This window comes from Propionicicella superfundia DSM 22317, assembly GCF_000423465.1.
Classification (GTDB): domain Bacteria; phylum Actinomycetota; class Actinomycetes; order Propionibacteriales; family Propionibacteriaceae; genus Propionicicella; species Propionicicella superfundia.
In genome coordinates this window covers 53,697-74,636 of the sequence record NZ_KE384022.1, presented here as the reverse complement: position 1 = coordinate 74,636, position 20,940 = coordinate 53,697, and the positions used below count along the sequence as shown (strand labels likewise).

Annotated in this window: 20 protein-coding genes and 1 tRNA gene; 10 read left to right on the top strand and 11 right to left on the bottom strand. The window is 70.4% G+C overall.

Annotated elements, in window-relative coordinates; translation table 11 throughout:
* Positions 1-64 precede the first annotated feature (64 nt).
* Positions 65-574, bottom strand: coding sequence for an Lrp/AsnC family transcriptional regulator (locus tag G555_RS0113935; RefSeq protein ID WP_028709333.1), 510 nt, complete (start codon positions 572-574; stop codon positions 65-67).
* 134 nt (positions 575-708) lie between these two features.
* Between G555_RS0113935 and ald the strand changes: the two genes are divergently transcribed.
* From ald to G555_RS22010, 6 genes are all read left to right on the top strand, one after another.
* Positions 709-1,827: an alanine dehydrogenase gene (gene ald, locus G555_RS0113930; RefSeq protein ID WP_028709332.1), complete on the top strand. Its 1,119-nt coding sequence runs from the start codon at positions 709-711 to the stop codon at positions 1,825-1,827.
* A gap of 257 nt (positions 1,828-2,084) precedes the next feature.
* Positions 2,085-3,617, top strand: coding sequence for a D-serine/D-alanine/glycine transporter (gene cycA, locus G555_RS20165; RefSeq protein ID WP_084635286.1), 1,533 nt, complete (start codon positions 2,085-2,087; stop codon positions 3,615-3,617).
* A gap of 164 nt (positions 3,618-3,781) precedes the next feature.
* Positions 3,782-4,141: a YraN family protein gene (locus G555_RS0113920; protein ID WP_028709331.1), complete on the top strand. Its 360-nt coding sequence runs from the start codon at positions 3,782-3,784 to the stop codon at positions 4,139-4,141.
* Entirely contained in the window at positions 4,138-5,670 is a 1,533-nt protein-coding gene (locus G555_RS0113915) for a YifB family Mg chelatase-like AAA ATPase (protein ID WP_028709330.1), read from the top strand. Before G555_RS0113920 ends, G555_RS0113915 begins: the two co-directional genes overlap by 4 nt.
* Before the next feature lie 34 nt (positions 5,671-5,704).
* Positions 5,705-6,901, top strand: coding sequence for a DNA-processing protein DprA (dprA, locus tag G555_RS20160; RefSeq protein WP_156887573.1), 1,197 nt, complete (start codon positions 5,705-5,707; stop codon positions 6,899-6,901).
* A gap of 159 nt (positions 6,902-7,060) precedes the next feature.
* Positions 7,061-7,531: an aldo/keto reductase gene (locus G555_RS22010; RefSeq protein WP_245581283.1), complete on the top strand. Its 471-nt coding sequence runs from the start codon at positions 7,061-7,063 to the stop codon at positions 7,529-7,531.
* Here G555_RS22010 and G555_RS20150 read toward each other — a convergent pair.
* The 3 genes from G555_RS20150 to G555_RS20145 all read right to left on the bottom strand — a co-directional run bounded on the left by G555_RS20150 (position 7,435) and on the right by G555_RS20145 (position 10,631).
* Positions 7,435-8,739, bottom strand: coding sequence for an MFS transporter (locus tag G555_RS20150; RefSeq protein ID WP_211223269.1), 1,305 nt, complete (start codon positions 8,737-8,739; stop codon positions 7,435-7,437). The genes G555_RS22010 and G555_RS20150 overlap by 97 nt on opposite strands.
* Positions 8,736-9,161 (bottom strand): MarR family winged helix-turn-helix transcriptional regulator, encoded by a 426-nt coding sequence (locus G555_RS0113890; RefSeq protein ID WP_028709329.1) that lies wholly within the window; start codon positions 9,159-9,161, stop codon positions 8,736-8,738. Before G555_RS0113890 ends, G555_RS20150 begins: the two co-directional genes overlap by 4 nt.
* Positions 9,162-9,296: 135 nt before the next feature.
* The gene (locus tag G555_RS20145; RefSeq protein WP_051209246.1) at positions 9,297-10,631 is read right to left on the bottom strand and encodes a DNA polymerase IV; all 1,335 of its coding nucleotides are present in this window, start codon (positions 10,629-10,631) and stop codon (positions 9,297-9,299) included.
* A gap of 321 nt (positions 10,632-10,952) precedes the next feature.
* Here G555_RS20145 and G555_RS0113880 point away from each other — a divergent pair, with 321 nt between their 5' ends.
* A complete protein-coding gene (locus G555_RS0113880; RefSeq protein ID WP_028709328.1) occupies positions 10,953-11,231 on the top strand; it encodes a hypothetical protein in 279 nt (92 codons plus the stop codon).
* A gap of 68 nt (positions 11,232-11,299) precedes the next feature.
* On the opposite strand, the gene eno is transcribed toward G555_RS0113880, so the two are convergent.
* Positions 11,300-12,559 (bottom strand): phosphopyruvate hydratase, encoded by a 1,260-nt coding sequence (gene eno / locus G555_RS0113875; RefSeq protein ID WP_036923139.1) that lies wholly within the window; start codon positions 12,557-12,559, stop codon positions 11,300-11,302.
* Positions 12,560-12,781: 222 nt separating this feature from the next.
* Here eno and G555_RS0113870 point away from each other — a divergent pair, with 222 nt between their 5' ends.
* A complete protein-coding gene (locus G555_RS0113870; RefSeq protein ID WP_051209242.1) occupies positions 12,782-14,104 on the top strand; it encodes an alpha/beta fold hydrolase in 1,323 nt (440 codons plus the stop codon).
* A gap of 66 nt (positions 14,105-14,170) precedes the next feature.
* Here the strand turns inward: G555_RS0113870 and G555_RS0113865 are convergent, their stop codons facing one another.
* A complete protein-coding gene (locus G555_RS0113865; RefSeq protein ID WP_028709325.1) occupies positions 14,171-15,343 on the bottom strand; it encodes an RtcB family protein in 1,173 nt (390 codons plus the stop codon).
* A gap of 431 nt (positions 15,344-15,774) precedes the next feature.
* Here G555_RS0113865 and G555_RS0113860 point away from each other — a divergent pair, with 431 nt between their 5' ends.
* On the top strand, positions 15,775-16,224 hold the full coding sequence (locus G555_RS0113860) for a hypothetical protein (RefSeq protein WP_211223268.1): 450 nt from the start codon (positions 15,775-15,777) through the stop codon (positions 16,222-16,224).
* 187 nt (positions 16,225-16,411) lie between these two features.
* Positions 16,412-16,801 (top strand): DUF2510 domain-containing protein, encoded by a 390-nt coding sequence (locus G555_RS21440; protein ID WP_084635285.1) that lies wholly within the window; start codon positions 16,412-16,414, stop codon positions 16,799-16,801.
* A 40-nt stretch (positions 16,802-16,841) separates the two neighbouring features.
* Here G555_RS21440 and G555_RS0113850 read toward each other — a convergent pair whose 3' ends face one another.
* The 5 genes from G555_RS0113850 to G555_RS0113830 all read right to left on the bottom strand — a co-directional run bounded on the left by G555_RS0113850 (position 16,842) and on the right by G555_RS0113830 (position 20,829).
* Positions 16,842-17,633 (bottom strand): nucleotidyltransferase domain-containing protein, encoded by a 792-nt coding sequence (locus tag G555_RS0113850; RefSeq protein WP_028709322.1) that lies wholly within the window; start codon positions 17,631-17,633, stop codon positions 16,842-16,844.
* A gap of 155 nt (positions 17,634-17,788) precedes the next feature.
* Positions 17,789-17,874 (bottom strand) — tRNA-Leu (locus G555_RS0113845).
* 110 nt (positions 17,875-17,984) lie between these two features.
* Positions 17,985-19,016 (bottom strand): dipeptidase, encoded by a 1,032-nt coding sequence (locus tag G555_RS0113840; protein ID WP_028709321.1) that lies wholly within the window; start codon positions 19,014-19,016, stop codon positions 17,985-17,987.
* Entirely contained in the window at positions 19,013-19,990 is a 978-nt protein-coding gene (locus G555_RS0113835; protein ID WP_028709320.1) for an aldo/keto reductase, read from the bottom strand. The genes G555_RS0113840 and G555_RS0113835 overlap by 4 nt, the downstream gene beginning before the upstream one ends.
* Positions 19,991-19,992: 2 nt before the next feature.
* The gene (locus G555_RS0113830) at positions 19,993-20,829 is read right to left on the bottom strand and encodes an undecaprenyl-diphosphate phosphatase (protein WP_028709319.1); all 837 of its coding nucleotides are present in this window, start codon (positions 20,827-20,829) and stop codon (positions 19,993-19,995) included.
* Positions 20,830-20,940 lie beyond the last annotated feature (111 nt).

Below are 20,940 nucleotides of genomic sequence, written 5' to 3'. Positions count from 1 at the left end.
AGTCGCCGAGGAGGTCTCCCCTTGTCAACGCGGTGTCGGCATGCCCCCGTCGACCGGGCCGTCGTTAGATCTCGATGAGCGGACCGCGTCCGCGGGTGTGCTCGAGGATGACCGATGTCTCGGTCGCCGCCACCGCGGCGTGGCGGCTGAGCTCGTTGAGAACGAAGTCGCGCAACTGTTCGGGCCCCCCACAGGCCACGCGCACCACCAGATCGCTCTGACCGGCGAGAAAGAACACCTCGAGAACGCCGGGGGCGGCGCTGAGGCGGTCGGCCTCCTGCTGCAATCGGTCGCGGGAACGCTCCTGCAGCCGAACCTGGATGAGGGCCTGGATCGGCCGGCCCACAGCCGCGAGGTCGACATCGGCGTGGTAGCCGCGGACGACCCCTCGCTCCGCCAGAGCCGCCAGCCGTGCGTGCGCCGTCGATTCGGCGATGTGGAGGGAGGTGGCGATCGCGTGGTACGTCAGCCGGGCGTTCGCGATGAGCAGTTGGAGGATGCGGATGTCTGTGGCGTCCAGTCCCCGAGGATTCTTCGACCGGGGGTCGTCTGATCGGGACTCCTTGCTGCCCATTCGCGCAGGGTAGTCGAAGGATCCTCGGCGCGGCAACAAGACCCCTTCCAGCCGTCCCCGGGCGCCCCAAGACTCGTCCCACCGCAAGACGTGGCAATGAGGCCGCGTCAGGTGACATCAGAAAGGGCACATCCATGAAGGTCGGAATCCCGACAGAGATCAAGATGCAGGAGAACCGCGTCGCCATAACGCCGGCCGGCGCGCATCAGCTCACCCAGCGTGGTCATTCGGTGCTCATCCAGTCCGGGGCAGGCCTCGGATCTGCGATCAGCGACGACGACTACTCGCGCGCCGGCGCCACCATCGTTCCCACCGCCGCCGACCTCTGGTCGGGCGTCGACATGGTCGTGAAGGTCAAGGAACCGATCGCGGCCGAATACCAGTACCTGCGCCCCGACCTGGTGCTGTTCACCTACCTCCACCTCGCGGCCGACCAGCCGCAGACCGACGCCCTCGTGTCCTCGGGCGTCACCTCCATCGCCTACGAGACCGTCCAGACCGACACCGGCGCCCTCCCTCTCCTCCAGCCCATGAGCGAGGTCGCAGGACGCCTGTCGACCATGGTCGGCGCAGAGGCGCTCATGAAGCATCACGGCGGCGACGGCATCCTGCTTCCGGGCGTGCCGGGCGTCGCGCCGGGCAAGGTCGTCATCATCGGCGGCGGCACCGCCGGGCGCAACGCGGCGCAGGTCGCCTTCGGGCTGCGCGCGGACGTCACCGTCCTCGACATCAGCGCATCGCGCCTGGTCGATATCGACAGCGAGTTCCAGGGCCGCGTCAAGACGCTCATGTCGACCGCGTACGCGATCGAGGACGCCGTCCGCGACGCCGACCTCGTCATCGGCTCCGTGCTCGTCCCGGGCGCACGCGCGCCGAAGCTCGTGACCAACGAGATGGTCGCGCAGGCCAAGCCCGGATCGGTCTTCGTCGACATCGCCGTGGACCAGGGCGGCTGCTTCGCCGACACCCACGCGACGACCCACGCCGAGCCCATCTACCGGGTGCACGAGAGCGTGTTCTACGCCGTCGCGAACATGCCCGGCGCGGTCCCCGTGACGTCGACCTACGCGTTGACGAACGCGACCCTGCCGTATGTCACGAGGATCGCCGATCTCGGCTGGATCGACGCGCTGCGCGCCGACCGGACCCTCGCGCGCGGCCTGTCGACGACGGCCGGTCAGCTCACCAGCGAACCTGTCGCCTCGGCCTGGGAGCACAGCTACACGCCGATCGAGCACGTGCTCGCGGCCTGACGCGGCGGGACGACGCCCACCGGCCGGCACAACCCCCTCATCAGCCGGCCGGTGGGTCCCGACGATCCGCGCGGCCTCTGTCCGCGTGCGGTGTCGTTCCGCCGAACCCCGTGCCCGGTCCAGTCCCGAATCGCTGGATCGCGCCCCGCAGGCCTGTACACCGGCATGCCTGTGCTCCGGTCCGGCCACGACGGCCGGTCCCACCCCGAGCGTGCGCCGGCCCCACGGCGGCCGCACGCGGAGACAAAGGAGTTTCCATGCGTTCACACGACCATCCCGCCCACGACGCGGATCCCGTTCCGGAGGGCGAGCAGACCCTCCATCGCGGTCTCGGGAACCGCCATCTGCAACTGATCGCGATCGGCGGTGCCATCGGCACCGGTCTGTTCATGGGCTCGGGGAAGACCATTTCCCTGGCCGGTCCGTCGATCCTGCTCGTCTACGCCATCATCGGCGCGTTCCTCTTCTTCGTCATGCGGGCGATGGGGGAGTTGCTGCTGTCCAACCTGAAGTACAAGTCGTTCCGCGACATCGCCGAGGACATCCTCGGTCCGTGGGCCGGCTTCTTCGCCGGCTGGACCTACTGGTTCTGCTGGATCGTCATCGGCGTCGCCGATCTGACCGCCGTGACGGCGTATGTCCGGTTCTGGTGGCCCGACCTGCCGAAGTGGGTCGCGGCGACCGTCCTGGTCGCCCTGCTGCTCGGCCTCAACCTGATCGCCGTCCGGTTGTTCGGCGAGATCGAGTTCTGGTTCGCGCTCATCAAGATCGTGGCGATCGTCGCGCTCATCGCCGTGGCGATCATCATGATCGTGACCGGGTTCGTCGCCCCTGACGGGCATCAGGCGTCGCTCACGAACATGGTCGCCGACGGGGGCTTCTTCCCGACCGGCGCGGGCGGGTTCCTGGCCGGATTCCAGATCGCCTTCTTCGCCTTCCTGGGGATCGAACTCGTCGGCACCGCCGCTGCCGAGACCAAGGACCCTGTGCGGACGCTGCCCAAGGCGATCAACGCCATCCCCGTGCGCGTGATGCTGTTCTACATCTGTGCGCTGGCGGCGATCATGGCCGTCACCCCGTGGCGGTCGATCGACCCGGAAGTGAGCCCGTTCGTGTCGATGTTCGCGCTCGCCGGGCTCGGAGCCGCCGCCTCGGTGGTGAACTTCGTCGTCCTCACGTCGGCGTCGTCGTCGGCCAACGCCGGCATCTTCTCGACGTCGCGGATGCTCTTCGGGCTCGCGCTGGACCGGATGGCGCCGCGCGCGTTCGGACGGTTGTCGAAGAGCAGGGTGCCCGCGAAGGCGCTGGTGTTCTCCTGCACCTGCCTGGTGCCGGGGATCATCCTCCTGTACACGACCGACTCGATCATCGCCGCCTTCACGCTGGCGACGACCGTCGCGTCGGTGCTGTTCATCTTCGTGTGGGGCCTCATCGTCGTGTCCTACCTGGTGTACCGGCGCAGGTCGCCGGAGAGGCATGCGGCGTCGGTCTACAAGATGCCGGTCGGCATCGTGGCCTGCTGGGCCGTCCTGGGCTTCTTCGCGGCGATGATCGCGATCCTGGCGCTCGAGCCCGACACGCGGCAGGCCCTCCTGGTGACGCCGCTGTGGTTCGTCGTTCTCGGCGTCGCGTACTGGCTGCGCGGACGGCGACTCGGCGCTGTCGTCTCCGCCGGTCCGGGCAGCGACGGAGCGCCCGAGGTCGCTCCGGATCCTGCCGGCGGTCCCGTCGCCGCCGGCACCGCGACGAGGGGGAGCGCGGACGACGCGACGCTCGACGTCGTCCCCTGACGGCTTCGCCCTCGTGCTCGACGGCCACGCGCGACTCGTGCGTGGCCGTCGCCATGTCCGGTGATTCCCGGAGTCTGTGGATAGATCCTCGACGTGTCCACAGACCTGCGGCGGCCGAGCAGATGCGCTCGCGGCGTCGCATGGCACGGTCGGAGGTGACCGGCATGGATCGGCAGACGCTCGGAAAACGGGGCGAAGACCTGGCGGCGGAGTACCTGGAGGGGCTCGGCTGGCGGGTCGTGGAGCGCCGGTGGCGGTGCGCGGCCGGCGAGGTCGACCTCGTCGCGGTCGAGCCGGGGGAGCGCCCCGTCACGGTGTTCTGCGAGGTCAAGACGCGATCCGGGCTCGGCTTCGGTGAACCGCTGGAGGCGATCACGAGGGCCAAGATGGCCCGATTGCGCATCCTCGCCGCGCAGTGGATGCGGGAGCGCCACCCGCGCACGATGTCCCGGGTGGACGGCATCGGCATTCTGCTGCGTCCCGGCTGGGATCCGTTGATCACCCATGTGCGGGGAATCTCGTGAGTCTGGCGATCGCGACGTCGATCGGGCTGATCGGCGTGCGAGGAGTTCCGATCGAGATCGAGGCGGCGATCGGCGGCGGCCTCCCCCGGACCATCCTGGTCGGGCTTCCCGACACGGCGCTCTACGAGGCCCGTGATCGGTGCCGGGCGGCAGTGGCCAGTTCCGGGCTGGCCTGGCCGGCGCAGTTGGTGACCATCAATCTCTCGCCGGCGTCGTTGCCCAAGACCGGAAGCCACTACGACGTGGGGATCGTGGCCGCCGTGCTGGCCGCCAGCGGCGTCGTTCCCGCCGAGCTCCTTCCGGCGACCGTGTTCCTCGGCGAGCTGGGTCTCGACGGCAGGCTGCGGCCGGTGCGAGGGCTGCTTCCGGCCCTGCTCGGTGCCCGTGCGGCCGGTCTGGTCAGGGCGATCGTGCCGATGCCGCAGGTGGGCGAGGCGTCTCTGGTCGAGGGCATGACGGTGTGGGGCGCCCGGTCGCTGGCAGACATGGTCGAGATCCTGCACGGCCGGCCGGTGCCGGTGTCCGCGGTGTCGGCGGAAGACACCGCTCCCGCCCCCGAGAACGCAGCGCCGGGGAAGGACCTGGCCGATGTCTCCGGTCAGCCCGACGCCCGGTGGGCGCTGGAGGTCGCCGCGGCGGGGCGTCACCACGTGTTCTTCCACGGGGCTCCGGGCGCGGGGAAGACCCTGCTCGCAGAACGGCTGCCGGGCATCCTGCCCGAGCTCGGGCTCGGCGAGGCTCTGGAGGTCACAGCGATCCGGTCGTTGGCCGGGCTCGCCGTCGAGGGGCTGTCGCGGCGGCCGCCGCTGTCGAGCCCGCACCATTCGGCCTCGGTGGCGTCGCTCGTGGGCGGCGGCCCCCGGATGCCGATGCCGGGCGCGATCTCCGTGGCGCACCGCGGCGTCCTCTTTCTCGACGAGGCTCCCGAGTTCTCCCCGCGGGCGCTCGAAGCGCTCCGGGTGCCGCTGGAGTCGGGCGAGGTGACGCTGTCGCGAGCGGCGGGGCAGGTGACCTACCCGGCGCGCTTCCAGCTCGTGCTGGCCGCGAACCCGTGTCCGTGCGGATACGCGACGACACCGGGCAGCGAGTGCCGGTGCACGCCCCTCACCATCCGGCGGTACGCCGAGCGTCTGTCCGGGCCGATCCTCGACCGGATCGACATCCAGCAGCAGTTGCGTCCCCTGCGGCGTGCCTACCTGACCGATGAGCGGGCAGAGCCCTCCGCGGCGGTGGCGGAGCGGGTCCGGCTCGCGCGGGAGCGGCAGGGGTGGCGTCTCGCCGGGACGCCGTGGTCGACGAACGGCGAGGTTCCCGGCGCGCATCTGCGCCGGGACCTGGCGCCACGCGAGGGGACGGACGTCCTCGATCGAGCGGTGAGCCGCGGCCAGTTGAGTGCCCGTGGCGTGGACAAGGTGCTGCGGGTGGCCTGGACGCTGTGCGATCTCGCGGGGCGCGACCAGCCGAGCGGCTCCGATGTCCGGACCGCTCTGCTGATGCGTCTGGGGCACGAGTTGAGCAGTGCGGTGTGAACGACGATGTCGACGGTTCGAGGCAGGAGGGGATGTGGAGGAGCGGGAGGCGCGAATGGCGTTGAGCTGCGTGGTGGATCCCGGTGATCCGCAGGCGGCCGCGCTCGTCGGCGAGTTCGGGGCCGTGGAGGTGTGGCAGGCGGTCCTGCGTGGGAGCCCGGAGCGGTGGGCGGCCCGGGCGGCGTCGGTGTCGCTGGGCGAGGTGGAGCGCTTCGCGCGGGTGAAGGGCATCCGTTTCGTGACCCCGGGCGAGGACGAGTGGCCCGAGCGGCTGGCCGGGCTGAGCGGCGCTGAGCCGCTCGCCGATCGTGGCGGCCCGCCGCTGGGGCTGTGGCTGCGTGGTCCGGCGGATCCGGTCGAGCTGTGCGGTCGGGCCGTGGCGATCGTCGGGTCGCGGGCGGCGACCGCCTACGGCCGCACCGTGGCGGGGGACATCGCGGCAGAGGTCGGGGTGGAGGGCATGACGGTCGTGTCGGGCGGCGCCTACGGCGTGGATGCGGCCGCTCACCGCGGTGCGCTGGGCGGAGGCGCCGCGACGGTCGCGGTGCTCGCCTGTGGGCTCGATCGTGTCTACCCCGCGGGCAACGCCGCCTTGCTGGAGCAGATCCGCTCCGCGCACCTGCTCGTCTCGGAACTCCCGCCCGGCGCGCACCCGACGCGCATCGGCTTCCTCGCGCGCAACCGGCTCATCGCGGCACTCGCACAGGGAACCGTGCTCGTGGAGGCCGCCGTGCGCAGCGGCGCGCGGAACACGGCGAGCTGGACGACGCGGCTCGGCCGGGTGCTGATGGCGGTCCCGGGTTCGGTGCTGTCGGCCGCCTCTGTGACGCCCAATCGCCTCATCCGCGAGCAGGAGGCCGTGCTCGTCACGTCCGCGCTCGACGTGATCGCTGAGCTCGGACCGCTCGACGGGCGGCAGCCGCCGTTGCTCGACGTGCGGGCGACCTGGGACGACCTGGACGCGGGCCAGCGGGCGGTCGTCGACGCGCTGCCGGCCCGTGCGTCGCGAACCTCGGCCGAGCTCGCGGTCGCGAGCGGCCTTCCGTACGGCGCATGCCTCGGATCGCTCGGCGTGCTCGCCGACCGAGGCATCGTGGAGCCGACGGACTCCGGCGAGTGGCGCCTCGCGGTCGCGCGCGGCCGGGCCGGGGCGAGGCATGCCGGCGCCGGCGCAGTGCCGGGAGCAGCGCCGGCGCACCCGTCTAGGGCGGACGGCGAGGAGGCACCATGATTCCCACCGTGACCGCCGCCGGCGGCTTGACCCTGCCCGTCATCGGCTTCGGGACGTACACTCTCACCGGTTCGGCCGGGGCCTAGTCGGTTGCGTCGGCGATCCGTGCGGGCTACACGCTGATCGACTCGGCGTTCACCTACGAGAACGAGGGTGCCGTTGGGTGCGGGAGTGCGCGCCGCCGGCGTCCCACGCGACGACGTGATCGTCCCGTCCAAGCTTCCCGGGCGCCACCATGCGTACGACGAGGCGCTGGCCGCCGTCGAGGAAAGCCTGTACCGCACGGGTCTGGACCGGCTCGGCCTCTATCTCGTTCACTGGCCGAACCCGATCCAGAACCGCTATGTCGAGGCGTGGGAGGCGCTCGTCGCAGCTCGCGAGCGGGGGCTCGTGCGTGAGATCGGCGTATGCAACTTCCTGCCCGAACACCTCGACCGGCTTCAGCGGGAGACGGGCGTCCGGACGGTCCGCCGAACGCTCCCGAACTTCCGGAAATGGGCCGGAATCCGGCAGTTCGGGAGCGTTCGGCGAGGTCAGCGCGGTGCTTCCTCGGTGTCGAACGGCGCGGGCACGGCCGGGTGCCGCCGGTGCGGTCCGTATCGGCGCACCGACGCCCGCAGCGAGGGGTAGCGCCACAGCAGCAGAGTGCCTGCGGCGACCGCGGCGATCCCGGTCGCCACGGCCCCCACGTACAGGGTCGCCCGTGCCCCGAAGACGTCCCCGACCCAGCCGATGAACGGCGCACCGAGGGGAGTTCCGCCCTGGAAGATCGCCATGTACAGGGCCATCACCCGGCCGCGCAGCGGGGCCGGAGTCGACAACTGCACCGAGGCGTTGGCGTTCGTCATGACGGTGAGCGCCGCCAGTCCGACCGGGATGAGGAGGACGGCGTACAGCCAGTACCACGGCGAGGACGCGAGCAGGAACGTCCCGAGGGCGAACCCGGCCATCGAGCCGATGAGGACGCGCAGCCGAGGTCGCTCCCGCCGGGCCGCGATGAGTGCGGCGGACAGGGATCCCGCTGCCATGACGGAACCGAGTAATCCGTACGCCTCGGCCCCGACCCCGTAGACCTCGGTCGCCATGAGCGCGTTCGTCACCTGGAAGTTCATGCCGAAGGTTCCGAGGACGAACACCATCACGAGGATCAATTGCAGGTCGGGGCGCCTGCGGACGTAGGCGAATCCCTCCCGGATCGCCCCGCGGCCGCGCCGCTGGGGAGCCGGCTCCAGCTCCGACGGGTCCATGGCCGTCAGCGCGAAGATGACCGCCGCGAAGCTGGCGGCGTTGATCCACAGGGCGGGAGCGATGCCGACCCACGCGATGATCAGCCCCGCCAGGCCGGGGCCGATGAGGCGGGCGGCGTTGAACGAGGCGCTGTTCAGCCCGACCGCGTTGGTCAGGAGGTCCGACCCGACCATCTCGGACGCGAACGCCTGGCGTGCCGGCTGGTCGAAGGCCGCGATGACCCCGCCCATCGTCGCCAGGACGAACACGTGCCACAGTTGGGACACGCCCAGGCTGACCAGCACGGCCAGAATCGCGGCGTTCAGGGCGAGCGAGATCTGCGTGATCATCAGCATGTGCCGCTTCTGGAACCGGTCGGCGAACGCTCCGGCCAGCGGCGACATGAGGGCGATCGGCAGGAACTGCAGCCCGGTGACGAGGCCGAGAGCGGTGGAGGAATGGTCAGTGAGGACCGTGAGCACCAGCCAGTCCTGGGCGACGCGGTTCATCCAGGTGCCCACGTTCGAGACGAAGGAGCCTGTCCAGAAGAACCGGTAGTTGCGCACCGACAGCGAGGCGAACGTCCGGCTGTGAGCGATGTCCACGGTCACTGCGAGATCACCTCGGTGAGGATGTGAGCCGCCTTTCGGAGGGTCTCGCGGTCCGCCTCCGGAAGGCCGGCGAGGCGCTGCACCATGAACGAATCCCGGTTCGCCATCGCAGCCTGGACGACATCGTGTCCCCGCTCGGTCAGCAGGACCTGGCAGCGACGTCCGTCCTCGGGATCGGGGGTCTTCTCCACGAGACCCTGCTCGGCGAGCGCGGCGACGGTCTTCGACATGCTCGGCGCGCTGACCCGTTCGAACGCGGCCAGGTCGCCCGGCGTCCGGCGTCCGCGCAGCAGGCTGAACAGGACGGCCATCTGGTGGGGCGGAAGCACCCCATCGCTGTCGTACCGCACCCGGCGGCTGACGCGCTGGCACGCGAGACGCACTTCATTGGCGAGCTCCGTCAGGCCTTCTGTCTGCGGCATTCGTCTCCAAATCCTTAACTAAACTCATTAACCTAGCTAACTAATCATACGCCCTCTCGGGGAGTCCGCACAGGTCCGTCGGACCGAGTGATGGCCAGGTCGTGCAGCAGGGGAGACCCGACCTGATCGCCGGGCTCAGCCCTCAGGCGGCGCGCCGTCGGCCGTCGAGCCGTCCGCCGGTCGCAGTGCAGGGTCGTCGATCGAGAACGTTCGCACCGGCCCCGGCGGCGTGTCGGCGGTCTCGAACCGGACCGTGACGCGACCGAGACCCGTGCCCCAGACCCACCCGGAGCCGAACGCGTCATGGATCACGTCGGCCCCCGGGTGCCATCCGGGGGCGCGTCGCGCCGGCACCGAGGACTCCTCCACGACGCGGCCGGCGGGCGCCGCGGGGTCCACCAGGTCGAACAACGGCTCCTGTGCGACTTCGACCAGGCCGGACACGCCCACGCCGAGCAGTCGGACGCCCCCGGTGACGTCCAGCCCGGCGAGCAGGTCACGGGCCATCCGGGCCACCACATCGAGGCGTCCGGTCGCCCCGTCGAGGGTGCGCGACCGGGTGACGGACGTGAAGTCGGGCCGGCGGACCTTCAACGTGACCGTCCGGGCGAACAACCCGTTTCCGGTCAGCCGTTGCACGACATGGGCCGCCTGCCGCGCGGCGATCCCGGCGAGCGTCTCCGGATCGACGATGTCGCGCTCGAACGTGTCCTCGACCGAGATGGACTTCGTCTCCCGCTCGGGTTCGACGGCGCGGTCGTCCCGCGCGAACACGAGGTCGTGGAGATGCTCCCCGGCCGAACGCCCCAGCTCCCGCACGAGGTCGGCGCGCGTGAGCCGCTGGAGGTCGGCGATCGTCTCGACGCCGAGGCGCGCAAGCCGCTCCATCGTCGCCGGCCCGACACCGGGAACGGCCCGGGCGGACAGGGGGGCGATCGTGTCCACCTCTGACCCGGGAAGAACCAGGCGGACCCCGTCGGGTTTGGCCAGTTCGCTGGCGACCTTGGCGATGAACTTGGAGCTGCCGAGCCCGACCGACGCCGTCAGTCCACCCGTGGCCTCCGTCAGCCGGGTGCGCAGTTCCTCCGCCAGGCGCAGCAGGGAGCCGTCGTCGAGCGGGCGCGGCTCGCCGGCCTCCAGGTCGACGAACGCCTCGTCCAGGCTGAGCGGCTCCACCCGGGGGGACAGTTCCCCGAGCAACGCCATCACGATCCGGCTGGCGTCGCGATAGGCCCCGAACCGGCCTGACAGGAAGGCCGCGTGCGGGCAGCGGCGACGCGCCTCCGCCATGGCCATCGCGGAGCCGACCCCGAAGCGGCGGGCCTCGTAGGACGCGGTCGACACCACGCCCCGCGGCCCCACTCCGCCGACGATGACGGGCTTGCCGCGCAGGGAGGGCTTGTCGCGCTGTTCGACCGCCGCGAAGAACGCGTCCAGGTCGAGGTGCAGGATCGACGCCCGGGTACGCACGGGACCTCAGCCTCCTCGCCGGCCGCCCGATCGCGGTCCGGGAAGCCGGAGAATCGTCACCGCGCCCGTGACGAGGGCGCGTGCGCAGCGGATCGGATGATCCATGGCGTCTCCCTCGGATGATGGCCGTCGACTCACGGACTGTAGCCACTCGACGTCGTTCGCGCCGCCGTCCACGCCCATCGCGACGTCATCCCATCGTCGTACTTTACCCGGACGGAAACTGATCGGCTCGGCACAGGAAACACCACGCTCGCTCCTGGCCGGGCTTGCGACACTGGCTGGTGTTGACGGACGAACGCGAGGGGGGCGGCGGTCGGAATGCCGAGGCGAACCGAACAGCTGCAGCAGGTGTGGAACCGAGTGCGGGAGGGGCTGCGGGAGCCGACGATCCTGGTGTCCTCGGCGCTTGTGACGGCGGCCGCGATCGGAGTGGTCGGCATGGGCGTCTTCGCCGTCGGGAGCAGCGTCGCGTTGACGCTGCCGACATCGCAGGCGACGGCGACGGCGACGGCGACGGCGACCGCCAGCGTCGCGCCGGTCTCGTCAGGGAGCGCGACGCCCGCGGCCTCGGCGACCGGGTTGCCGGACGCCGGGTAGGCGTCGCAGCGACGGGATGACGCACCCGAGTCACCCTCCGCGCTCGGCATGGAGAACACGCGAAGGCATCACCTCAGACCGTAGGGCAGGCCGGTCTCGGCCTCGATGCGGATGAGTCTGTTGTACTTCGCGACGCGCTCGCCGCGGGCCGGGGCCCCGGTCTTGATCTGGCCGCACCCCGTCGCGACGGCCAGGTCGGCGATGAAGGTGTCGGGGGTCTCCCCGGAGCGATGCGACACCATCTGCGCGTACCCGGCCTCGTGACACACGCGCATTGCGGCGAGCGTCTCGGTCACGGTCCCGATCTGGTTGACCTTGATGAGAGCCGCGTTCCCGATGCCGTCGCCGATCGCCTCACGGATGATGGCGGGGTTGGTGCAGAAGATGTCGTCGCCGACGAGTTGGATCCGTTCTCCCAGCGCCGCGGTGAGCCTCTGCCACCCTGCCCGGTCGGACTCGGACAGGCCGTCCTCGATGCTCCACACCGGGAAGTCGTCCACGAGCTGGGTGTACAGGGCGATCATGTCGTCGCTGGAGTAGGGACGGCCGTTGACGGAGTAGGTGCCGTCGGCCTGCTGGAACTCCGAGGACGCCGGGTCGAGCGCGATCGCAACCCCGTCCGTGCCCGGGGTGTAGCCGGCATCGGTGATGGCGTCGACGATGAGCCGTAGGACGTCCGTCGGCTCGGCCAGGTCGGGGGCGAATCCGCCCTCGTCGCCGAGCCCCGTCGTGTGCCCGCCGTCGGCGAGCCGCCTCCGCAGCGCGGCGTAGACCTCGGCCCCGGCCCGGACCGCCTCGGCCAGCGACGGCGCACCGAGAGGCGAGATCATGAACTCCTGGAAATCGAGGGGGTTGGGGGCGTGGACGCCGCCATTGAGGACGTTGAAGCAGGGAACCGGCAGCCGCGGCGATCGCCCCACGCCCGGCAGCGACGCGTACAGCGGCGTTCGTGCGGACACCGCCAGGGCTCGGGCGAGCGCCATGGACGTCCCGATGATGCTGTTGGCACCGAGGCGGGCCTTGGCGGGAGTCCCGTCGAGGGCGCGCAGCGCCTCGTCCACGTCGGCCAGAGACGACCAGGAGCGACCCTGGAGCGCTGCGGAGATCTCGCCGTCGACATGGTCGCGGGCCGTGCGGACACCGAGACCGCCGTAGCGATCCGTGTCCCCGTCCCGCAGCTCGACGGCTTCGCGGGTGCCGGTCGACGCTCCGGAGGGGACCCCGGCGTCGGCGGTCGTCCCGTCGGCGAGGGTCACCGTGACCTGAAGGGTCGGCCGACTGCGCGAATCGAGGATCTCCAGCGCGGATACCGATGCGATCTCGAACATGATGCACTCCCTGATGTCGGGCCCGGATCGGGCCGTGGTCGAGGGTGCCGCGGAGTCGGGGAGGAGCAATGGATCCCGCCCCGATGCCATCGGCACCGGGCAGGGACCGTTGTCCGCGTGTGCGGAGGTTTGTCAGGGCGAGCCCCACCGCCCTTTGGCTCGATCCTAGCCCGTGCGGTTCCCGGCGGTGGGCTCCCTGCCCGTTCGGCTCGGAGACCGAGGATGTCGGAGGGACGGCATAGCCTGGAACCTGTGCGAACGACGAAGAACACCCTTGCGGGCCTGACCTTGACCGACATCACCCTCGACGCTCCTTTGGACCACGCCGACCCCGACGCAGGAACCATCGAGGTCTTCGCCCGCGTCGTGACCGGCGAGGGCGGCGGTGACAAGCCGTATCTCGTCTTCCTCCAGGGAGGGCCGGGGAGTGAGGCTCCGCGTCCGACGCTGGTGCCGGCGAGTCCGCCGTGGCTGCCACGGGTGCTGGAGGAATACCAGGTCGTGATGCTCGACCAGCGGGGTACGGGGCGCTCGACGCCGGTGTCGTCGCGGGTCGTCAGCCGGAATGGCCGGGTCGAGGCCGAGGTCGGCGGGCCGCTGACGGGCCTGGCCGCACCGGACCAGGCGGCCTACCTCACCCATATGCGGGCCGACGAGATCGTCAACGACTGCGAGCTGGTGCGCGAGGCACTGGGGGCTCCGACGTGGACGGTGCTGGGCCAGTCCTTCGGCGGGTTCACCACCTTGCACTATCTGTCCGTGCATCCGGAATCGCTCGCCGGAGCCCTGATCACCGGCGGGCTGAGCGCCGTGCGGCATTCGGCCGACGACGTGTACGCGGACACGTGGCGGATCATGATCGACAAGTCCGAGGCGTACTACCGGCGTTTCCCGGACGATCGGGATCGCGTCCGGCGGCTGAGCGAGCTGTGTGCGCAGGGGCGGGTGAGCCTGCCGAACGGCGATCTCGTCTCGTCCGACCGCTTCCGCACCGTCGGTCACCGGCTCGGCATGCAGGGCGGGGCCGAGCAACTCCACTACCTGCTGGAGCTCGATCCCGAATCGTCGGCGTTCTCGCACGATCTCGCCGCCGCGCTGCCGTTCGCGGGCCGGAATCCCGTCTACGCCGTTCTCCACGAGTCGAGCTATGCCGACGGCGTCGCGACGCGGTGGTCGGCGGACCGGACGATGCCCGACCGGGTCCGCTCAGATGTCACGCTGCTCGGGGGCGAGCACATCCACCGGACGCTGTTCGCCGAGGACTCCGAGCTCATGCCGTTCGCCGCGGCGGCAGATCTGCTCGCCGACCACGAGTGGAACCAGCTCTACTTCCCCGAGCGGCTGGCGCAGGCCGATGTCCCCGTCGCGGCCGCGGTGTACCACGCCGACGCGTACGTGCCGCTGGGGTTCTCGCTCGAGACCGCCGCGCTGCTGCCGGACTGCCGCACGTGGGTGACGAGCGAGTACGAGCACAACGGCCTGCGGATGAGCCCGGGCGTCATCGACCACCTGATCGGCCTGCTGAAGGGGCGGCGCTGGTTGTAGGCACCGCTCCCCGGTGGCGAGGCCGTCCCGGCAGGTGACACCGGCCGGGGCGGCCATGCGGGGCCCTCAGTCGCCCTTCACGTTGACGAGCTGCCGCAGGACGTGCCGCACCTCCACGAGATCGGCGGCATCGGCCATGACCTGGTCGATGTCCTTGTAGGCGGCCGGGATCTCGTCGATGAACGCCGGCGTGTGACGGTACTCGATCCCGCCCATCGCCCGCTCGAGGTCGTCGGCGGTGAACCTCTTGCGGGCCTGCGACCTGCTGAGCTGCCGTCCGGCGCCGTGCGGGGCGGACCGCAGCGCCATCGGGTTGCCCCGGCCGGTCACGACGTAGGACGCCGTTCCCATGGACCCCGGGATCAGGCCCGCGACCCCCTCCGATGCGTCGATCGCGCCCTTCCGGGACAGCCACACCTGCTTGCCGAAGTGTCGTTCGGATTCGGTGTAGTTGTGGTGGCAGTTGACCTCTTCGAGCCGGTCCAGCCGGTCCACGCCGAGCCAGCCGGCGACGCACGCGAGAACCCGGTCCATCATCTCCTCACGGTTGAGGAGCGCGAACCGCTGCGCCCACCGCAGATGCCGGATGTAGGCCCAGAACTCGTCGGTCCGCTCGACCAGGTACGCCAGGTCGGGATCGGGCAGGTCGATCCACCACTGCGTGGCCAGCCGCCGGGCGACCGCGATGTGGTGGAGGGCGATCTTGTTCCCCACGCCCCGGGAGCCGGAGTGCAGGAACGCCCACACCCGTCCCAGCTCGTCGGCGGACAACTCGATGAAATGGTTGCCGGAGCCGAGGGTCCCCACCTGGAGCCGCCAGTTCGCCGCGTAGTCCTCGGGATCGAACCTCGCCTTCTCGGCTTCGGCCTCCAGCTCGGTGATCCGCTCCTGCGTGTGTACATGGGCGATCTGCGTGTTGTAGGAGCCTGCGGATGTCGGGACGGCTGCCTCGATCGCCTCGCGGACCGACGTCCGGTCCGCCGGCAGGTCGGCGACGGTCAGCGGGGTGCGGACCGCGATCATGCCGCAGCCGATGTCCACTCCGACCGCCGCGGGGATGATCGCCCCCAGCGTGGGGATGACCGATCCGACGGTTGCTCCCTTGCCCAGGTGCGCGTCCGGCATCAGTGCGATGTGCGGGTGGACGAACGGCAACCGGCTCGCCGCGAGGGCCTGGTCCCGTGCCTGGTCGTCGAGGACGGAGGCCCAGGCGAAGAGCCGCGTGCCAAGCCGTTTCATGGTCGTTCCTCTTTTCGTGAATGTGAAAGAGCCCCGGACGGATGCGTCCGGGGCTCGCTGGCATGCTGTCAGGATCCTGGGCGGGCATGCGGGACGAGCCCCGTGGCGGGGAACTGCTTCGCCTCGCATCGCATGCCGGTAGCCTCCTTCTGGCCGGCCAGCAACGGTATGGACGCACCGGTGTTCGCGCAACCGGTTTACGGTGGAGCGGCGCGCCGATCGTGTCGGCGAGCATCCCCGGATCGCCCCCGGCGGGCATGAGGCCGGAGCGGGGCCCGACGGCCCGGGAGCCCGAGCGCGGAGGAGTGCTCGTTTCCTGGAACCTGTCTCCGGGGTCATGCGGATGACGATCTGGGCAAGCGCTCGCCGGGAGGCTAGCCTCGATGAACCTGCGATCGCGGGCGGCGGATTCTGTACCCGGAGGAGGGGCCGTGGGGGGATCGGCGATGCCGCGGGCCCGGATCGTGAATCCGGCCGACGTGGTCGACGTGTTCGTCTACGTGGTCGTGCTCAACCTGGCGGCGGAGTACGTCCCGCTGGTCATCGCGGAGACGTTCACGCTGTCACTGTTGACCGCGGTTCTGCTGAAGCTGGTGCTCGACGTCGTGGTTCTGGCGAAGAACCGCGTCAAACGACGGCTGAAGGCCGCCACGACCGTCCCGGGCAAGGTCGCGGCCGCCCTGCTCTTGTGGGCGCTCCTCGTGGGCAGCAAGTTCGTCGTGCTCGAACTGGTGGCGTTGGTCTTCGCGGATCAGGTGAAGCTCGGTGGGTTCTTCGCCGTGACCGGGTTGATCCTGGTGCTCCTGCTTTCGCGCGCCGGCGTGCGGTGGTTGCTGGCAGAGCCGGGCCGGACGCTGGTGCGCGAGGCCGACGAGGGCTGATCCCTCTCGGGTTTGAGGACGCCCCTGTGCGGCTTCGCGGGCGACCCCACCGTCGCGGTGGCGAACCACGCCTGGTGGAGGCTGTTGTCTTCCGTGGAGCGGGAGTTCCTGCTCTCGGGGCCGGAATGCCGTGAGTCGGCCGCTGCTAGTGTGCCGAGGTCGGCAGGCGTAGGAGGGATGGAGTCCGGTGGCTCAGACGCAGGCGGGTTGGTACAACGATGGTTCGGGAACAATGCGGTGGTGGGACGGAAAGGACTGGACCGACAAGGTGCAGACCGCGCCCCCTGGACCGCAGGGCCCTGGCGGCCTGATCGATCGGATCGCAGCGGATGCCGTGGCGGGCGGCCAGGCTCGCCCTGCGCCGCGGGGAGCGAGTTATGTCGTCCTCCAGGTCATCCTCAAAGAGAAGATGTGGGGAACGGGCTCCGGGAACCTGACCGAGTTGGAGAAGGCGATCAACTCTCAGGCCGCGCTCGGATACCGGCTGCACACGATCACCACCGCAGCATCGGGCAGCAAGGGGCTCGGCGGCGGCGATCGAATCCAGGCGACGATGGTCTTCGAGAAGATCCTGTAGGTCCTCGGCGAATCCCCTGGACGCCCGCGTCGAGAGCGTCCTATGCCCAACCCCAGTGGCGGCGGTGGGCGCTGACCGCCCAGGCGGTGATGGCATCGAGGTCGGCCGCCTCCCGGAGCGGAGTACGCCTGGTGTCGAGCAGTTCGCGCACGTGGGCTTCGAGTTGCGCGATCTCGGCTGAGACCTCGTCACGCGGGATCTCGCCCCGCTTCACCGCGAGGACTCGCTTCCGTTGGGCCGGCGGCATCGGCAGCGTCAGGTGACCCGTGCTCGCGATCTCGAACCCCTGGTGGGCCAGGCGGAGCGCGTGGCTGCCGTACTTGACATCCCAGCCGTACAGCTCGATGAGTTCGGGACGACTGGGGACGTTGCGTTTCGACCGACCCAGCATCCGTTCATGCTGGGAGTGCATGTAGCCCAGGAACCGCTCGACGGCCTGCTGCGAGAGGAAGGACGTCCGCATCGACCGGAGCTCCTCGCCCAGCGGCGTCACGATGACCAGCGACTCCTCGGGTGCGAACAGCGGCAGCATCACGGTCGGGTTGCCCTTGATCGCCAGCCGCAGATACTTCCGCAGCGAGTACAGGACGAGGTCGGTGTCGCCGTGGCGACTGCGCACACCTTCAGGCTGACTGCGCCAGATGTAGTCCTGGCGACGCGGCTCCACGCCGAGCAGGTACTCGGGCGGCTCGATGTAGACACCCATCTCGTCGTGGTCGTCGGTACCCGCGATGGCGATGCCGTGGACGCCGCTGCCGACGACAGATCGCAGGATCTCGTTCGGCAGGGCAACCTGGGGGTCGCCGTGCTCGACGTTCTTGGGCTCAGCCATGCGCTCCTCCTGGGCTCACCGTAGCGGGGTGGCCCGGGCCTGCATGAGCCCGGCGCGGCCTGCACCCGTCCGGCGGCGAGCGGCCCGCCCGACCGGACATGCGAAAGCCCCCGCCAGCTTGGGCTTTCGCCCTGGCTGACAGGGGCTCCGGTTTGTGTCCGAGAGAGGACTTGAACCTCCACGCCCTATAACGGGCACTAGCACCTCAAGCTAGCGCGTCTACCTATTCCGCCACCCGGACCCGTCCGGATCGCTCCGGACAGCCATCGAAGCTTAGCAAGCCCGCGGAGGTTTCGCGAACCGATTGCCCCGTCGTCGGGGCACGCCGACAGGGGCACGGAGCGGCCCGCATCAGGCGAGGTCGGCGGCCGTCCGCAGGGCCGCGTCGTTGTCGTGCAGGACGCGCAGGATGTTGCGGTGGCCGAGCCTGTGCAGGTCGTCGTCCGACCAGCCACGGTCGCGCAGCTCCGCGAAGAGCGCCGGGTACCGGGATACGTCCTCCAGCCCCTCCGGTCCGGGGGCATCGAAGCCGTCGTAGTCTCCGCCGAGGCCGATGTGGTCGATGCCCATGACCTCGCGGGCGTGCTCGATGTGGGCGACGACCTCGGGCAGCGTCACCCGCGGGGCGGGTCCGTCGCTGCCGGCCTTCTCCCATTCCCAGTAGTCGGTCGACACGAAGTGCGGGACGAACGTGATCATCTGCACGCCGCCGTTCGTCGCCAACCCGGTCAGGACGTCGTCGGGGACGTTGCGCGGATGGGGGTTGAGGGCGAAGCAGGACGAGTGGCTGAAGATGACCGGCAGCCGGCTCGCCCGCAGGGCGTCGCGCATCGTCGCCGCCGACACGTGCGACAGATCCACCAGCATCCCGAGGCGGTTCATCTCGGCGACGAGTTCCCGCCCGCGGTCGCTGAGCCCGCCGTGGACGGGTTCGCCTACGTTGGCGTCGGCGAACTCGGTGGTCAGGTTCCAGGTCAGGGTCATGTACCGCACGCCGAGCCGCGCGTACGAGCGCAGCACCGCGAAGGAGCCCCCGATCTGGTGGCTGCCCTCGACACCCATGAGGGACGCGATCCTGCCGGCGGCCATGGCGCGCTCGACGTCGTCGGCGGTGACGGTGCGGGCGAACACGTCCGGGTAGCGGGCGGCGAGCCGTCGCACGAAGTCGATCTGCTCCAGCGTCCCGCGGATGCGATCGGCCTCGGAGAGGTCGGTGTGCACGTAGACCGACCAGAACTGGCCCTGCAGCCCGCCGCGGCGCATCTTCGGGATGTCGGTGTGCAGCGTGGCCGCCGACTCGGCGTCGAGCCTCTCGACCGAGTAGTCGGCCGTGTTCCGGCGGTGCCACGCGAGATCGTTGTGGCCGTCGATGACCGGGATCATTGTGTCTCTTCCTCTCCACGTCCGACGTTGGGGCCGCCCGAGACGTCGTCCAGCGCTGCCACGATCGCGGCCGGCAGGACGTCCTCCTCGGTCTCCAACAGGTGTTCCAGTTGTTCGGCGGTGCGCGGCCCGAGGAGGGGCGCGGTGACGCCGGGCGCGTCCCGTACCCACAGCAGGGCCACCTGCACCGGGGACAGTCCGAGACCGTCGGCCGCCGTGCGCACCGCCTCGACGACGCTACGGGACCGATCATCCCAGTAGGTCTCCACGAAGGACCGGAAATGCGGCGACGCGCCCCGGGAGTCGCGCGGGATGCCGGTGCGGTACTTGGCGCTGAGAACACCGCGCCCGAGCGGCGACCAGGCGAACAGGCCGGTCCCGAATGCTCGTGCGGCCGGCAGCACCTCGATCTCCGCGCGCCGGGCCAGCAGCGAGTACTCCACCTGTGTCGACACGATCGGCGCTCGACCGGGGAACGCCCGCTGCCACGTGGCGGCCTGCGCGGTCTGCCAGCCCACGAAGTTCGAGATGCCGACATAGCGTGCCATGCCGGAACTGACGGCGTGGTCCATCGCCGCCAGCGACTCCTCGAGCGGGCTGTCGCCCCATGCGTGGAGTTGCCACAGGTCGACGTGGTCGGTGCGCAGCCGCTTGAGGGACTCGCCCAGGTCCGCCAGCAGGGCGGCGCGTGACGTGTCGACGACCCCGGCCCCGTCGCGCACCGAGAAGCCCGCCTTCGTGGCGATCACGAGGTCGTCGCGGGACACGTCGCCGGCGACCATGCGCCCCAGCCACCGCTCGGCCTCGCCGTGCGCATCGGACGCGGCGGTGTCGATGAGGGTGCCTCCCGCGTCGACGAACCGGCGGACGAGAGTGCGCGCCTCCGGCCAGGCGGTGTCGTGCGCCCAGGCCATGGTGCCCAGGCCGAGCCGCGACACCTGCAGGCCCGACGTGCCGACCGTCCGGGTGCGCACGGCTACCCCTGTGTCCCCATCGGCTGCAGGACGCCGGTCAGCAGCAGCACGGCGACGAACGCCGCCAGCGCCAGCCGGTACACGACGAAGGGCAGGAAGCTGTGCTTGCTGACGTACTGCAGCAGCCAGTGGATCACCACGATGCCGATGCCGAACGCGATGACGGTGGCGAGGACGATCGGCCCCCAGCTCACCGCGTTCTCGCCGCCGATGTCCTTGAGCTTGTACAGGCCCGATCCGAACACAGCCGGGATCGCGAGCAGGAAGGCGTACCGGGTCGCCGCCTCGCGCCGGTATCCGAGCAGCAGCCCACCGGCGATGGTGGCACCGGAACGGGAGACGCCGGGGATCAGCGCCAGCGCCTGGAACAGGCCGAACAGGATGCCGTGGGGCCAGGTGAGATGATCCAGCGTCCGCTCGTTGCGGGCATGCCAGTCCGCCACGGCCAGGATGACGGCGAAGACGGCGAGCATCGTGACGGTGATCCACAGGTTCCGCAGCGTCGAGTCGATCCAGTCCTGGAACAGCAGGCCGAGAAGGACGATCGGGATCGAGCCGACGATCACCAGCCAGCCCATCCGCGCGTCGGGGTCGCTGCGTGGGATCCTGCCCGTCAGGGACAGGAACCAGCTCTTGATGATGTGGCCTATGTCCTTGGCGAAGTACACGATGACGGCCGTCTCGGTGCCGAGCTGCGACACCGCGGTGAACGCCGCCCCCGGGTCGTGGCCGCCGAAGAAGAGCTGCCCGACGATCGACTGGTGTGCGCTGGACGAGATCGGCAGGAATTCGGTCAAGCCCTGCACGATCCCGAGCACGATGGCCTCCCACCAACCCACGGGGGCTCCTTCCTTCGGTCCGGACCCACGATAGACCGGCGCCGATGCAGCTCCCCGCGTGACGCACCCGGGACACGGCGACGGCCCGTCCCCGGCGGGAGAACGCAGGAC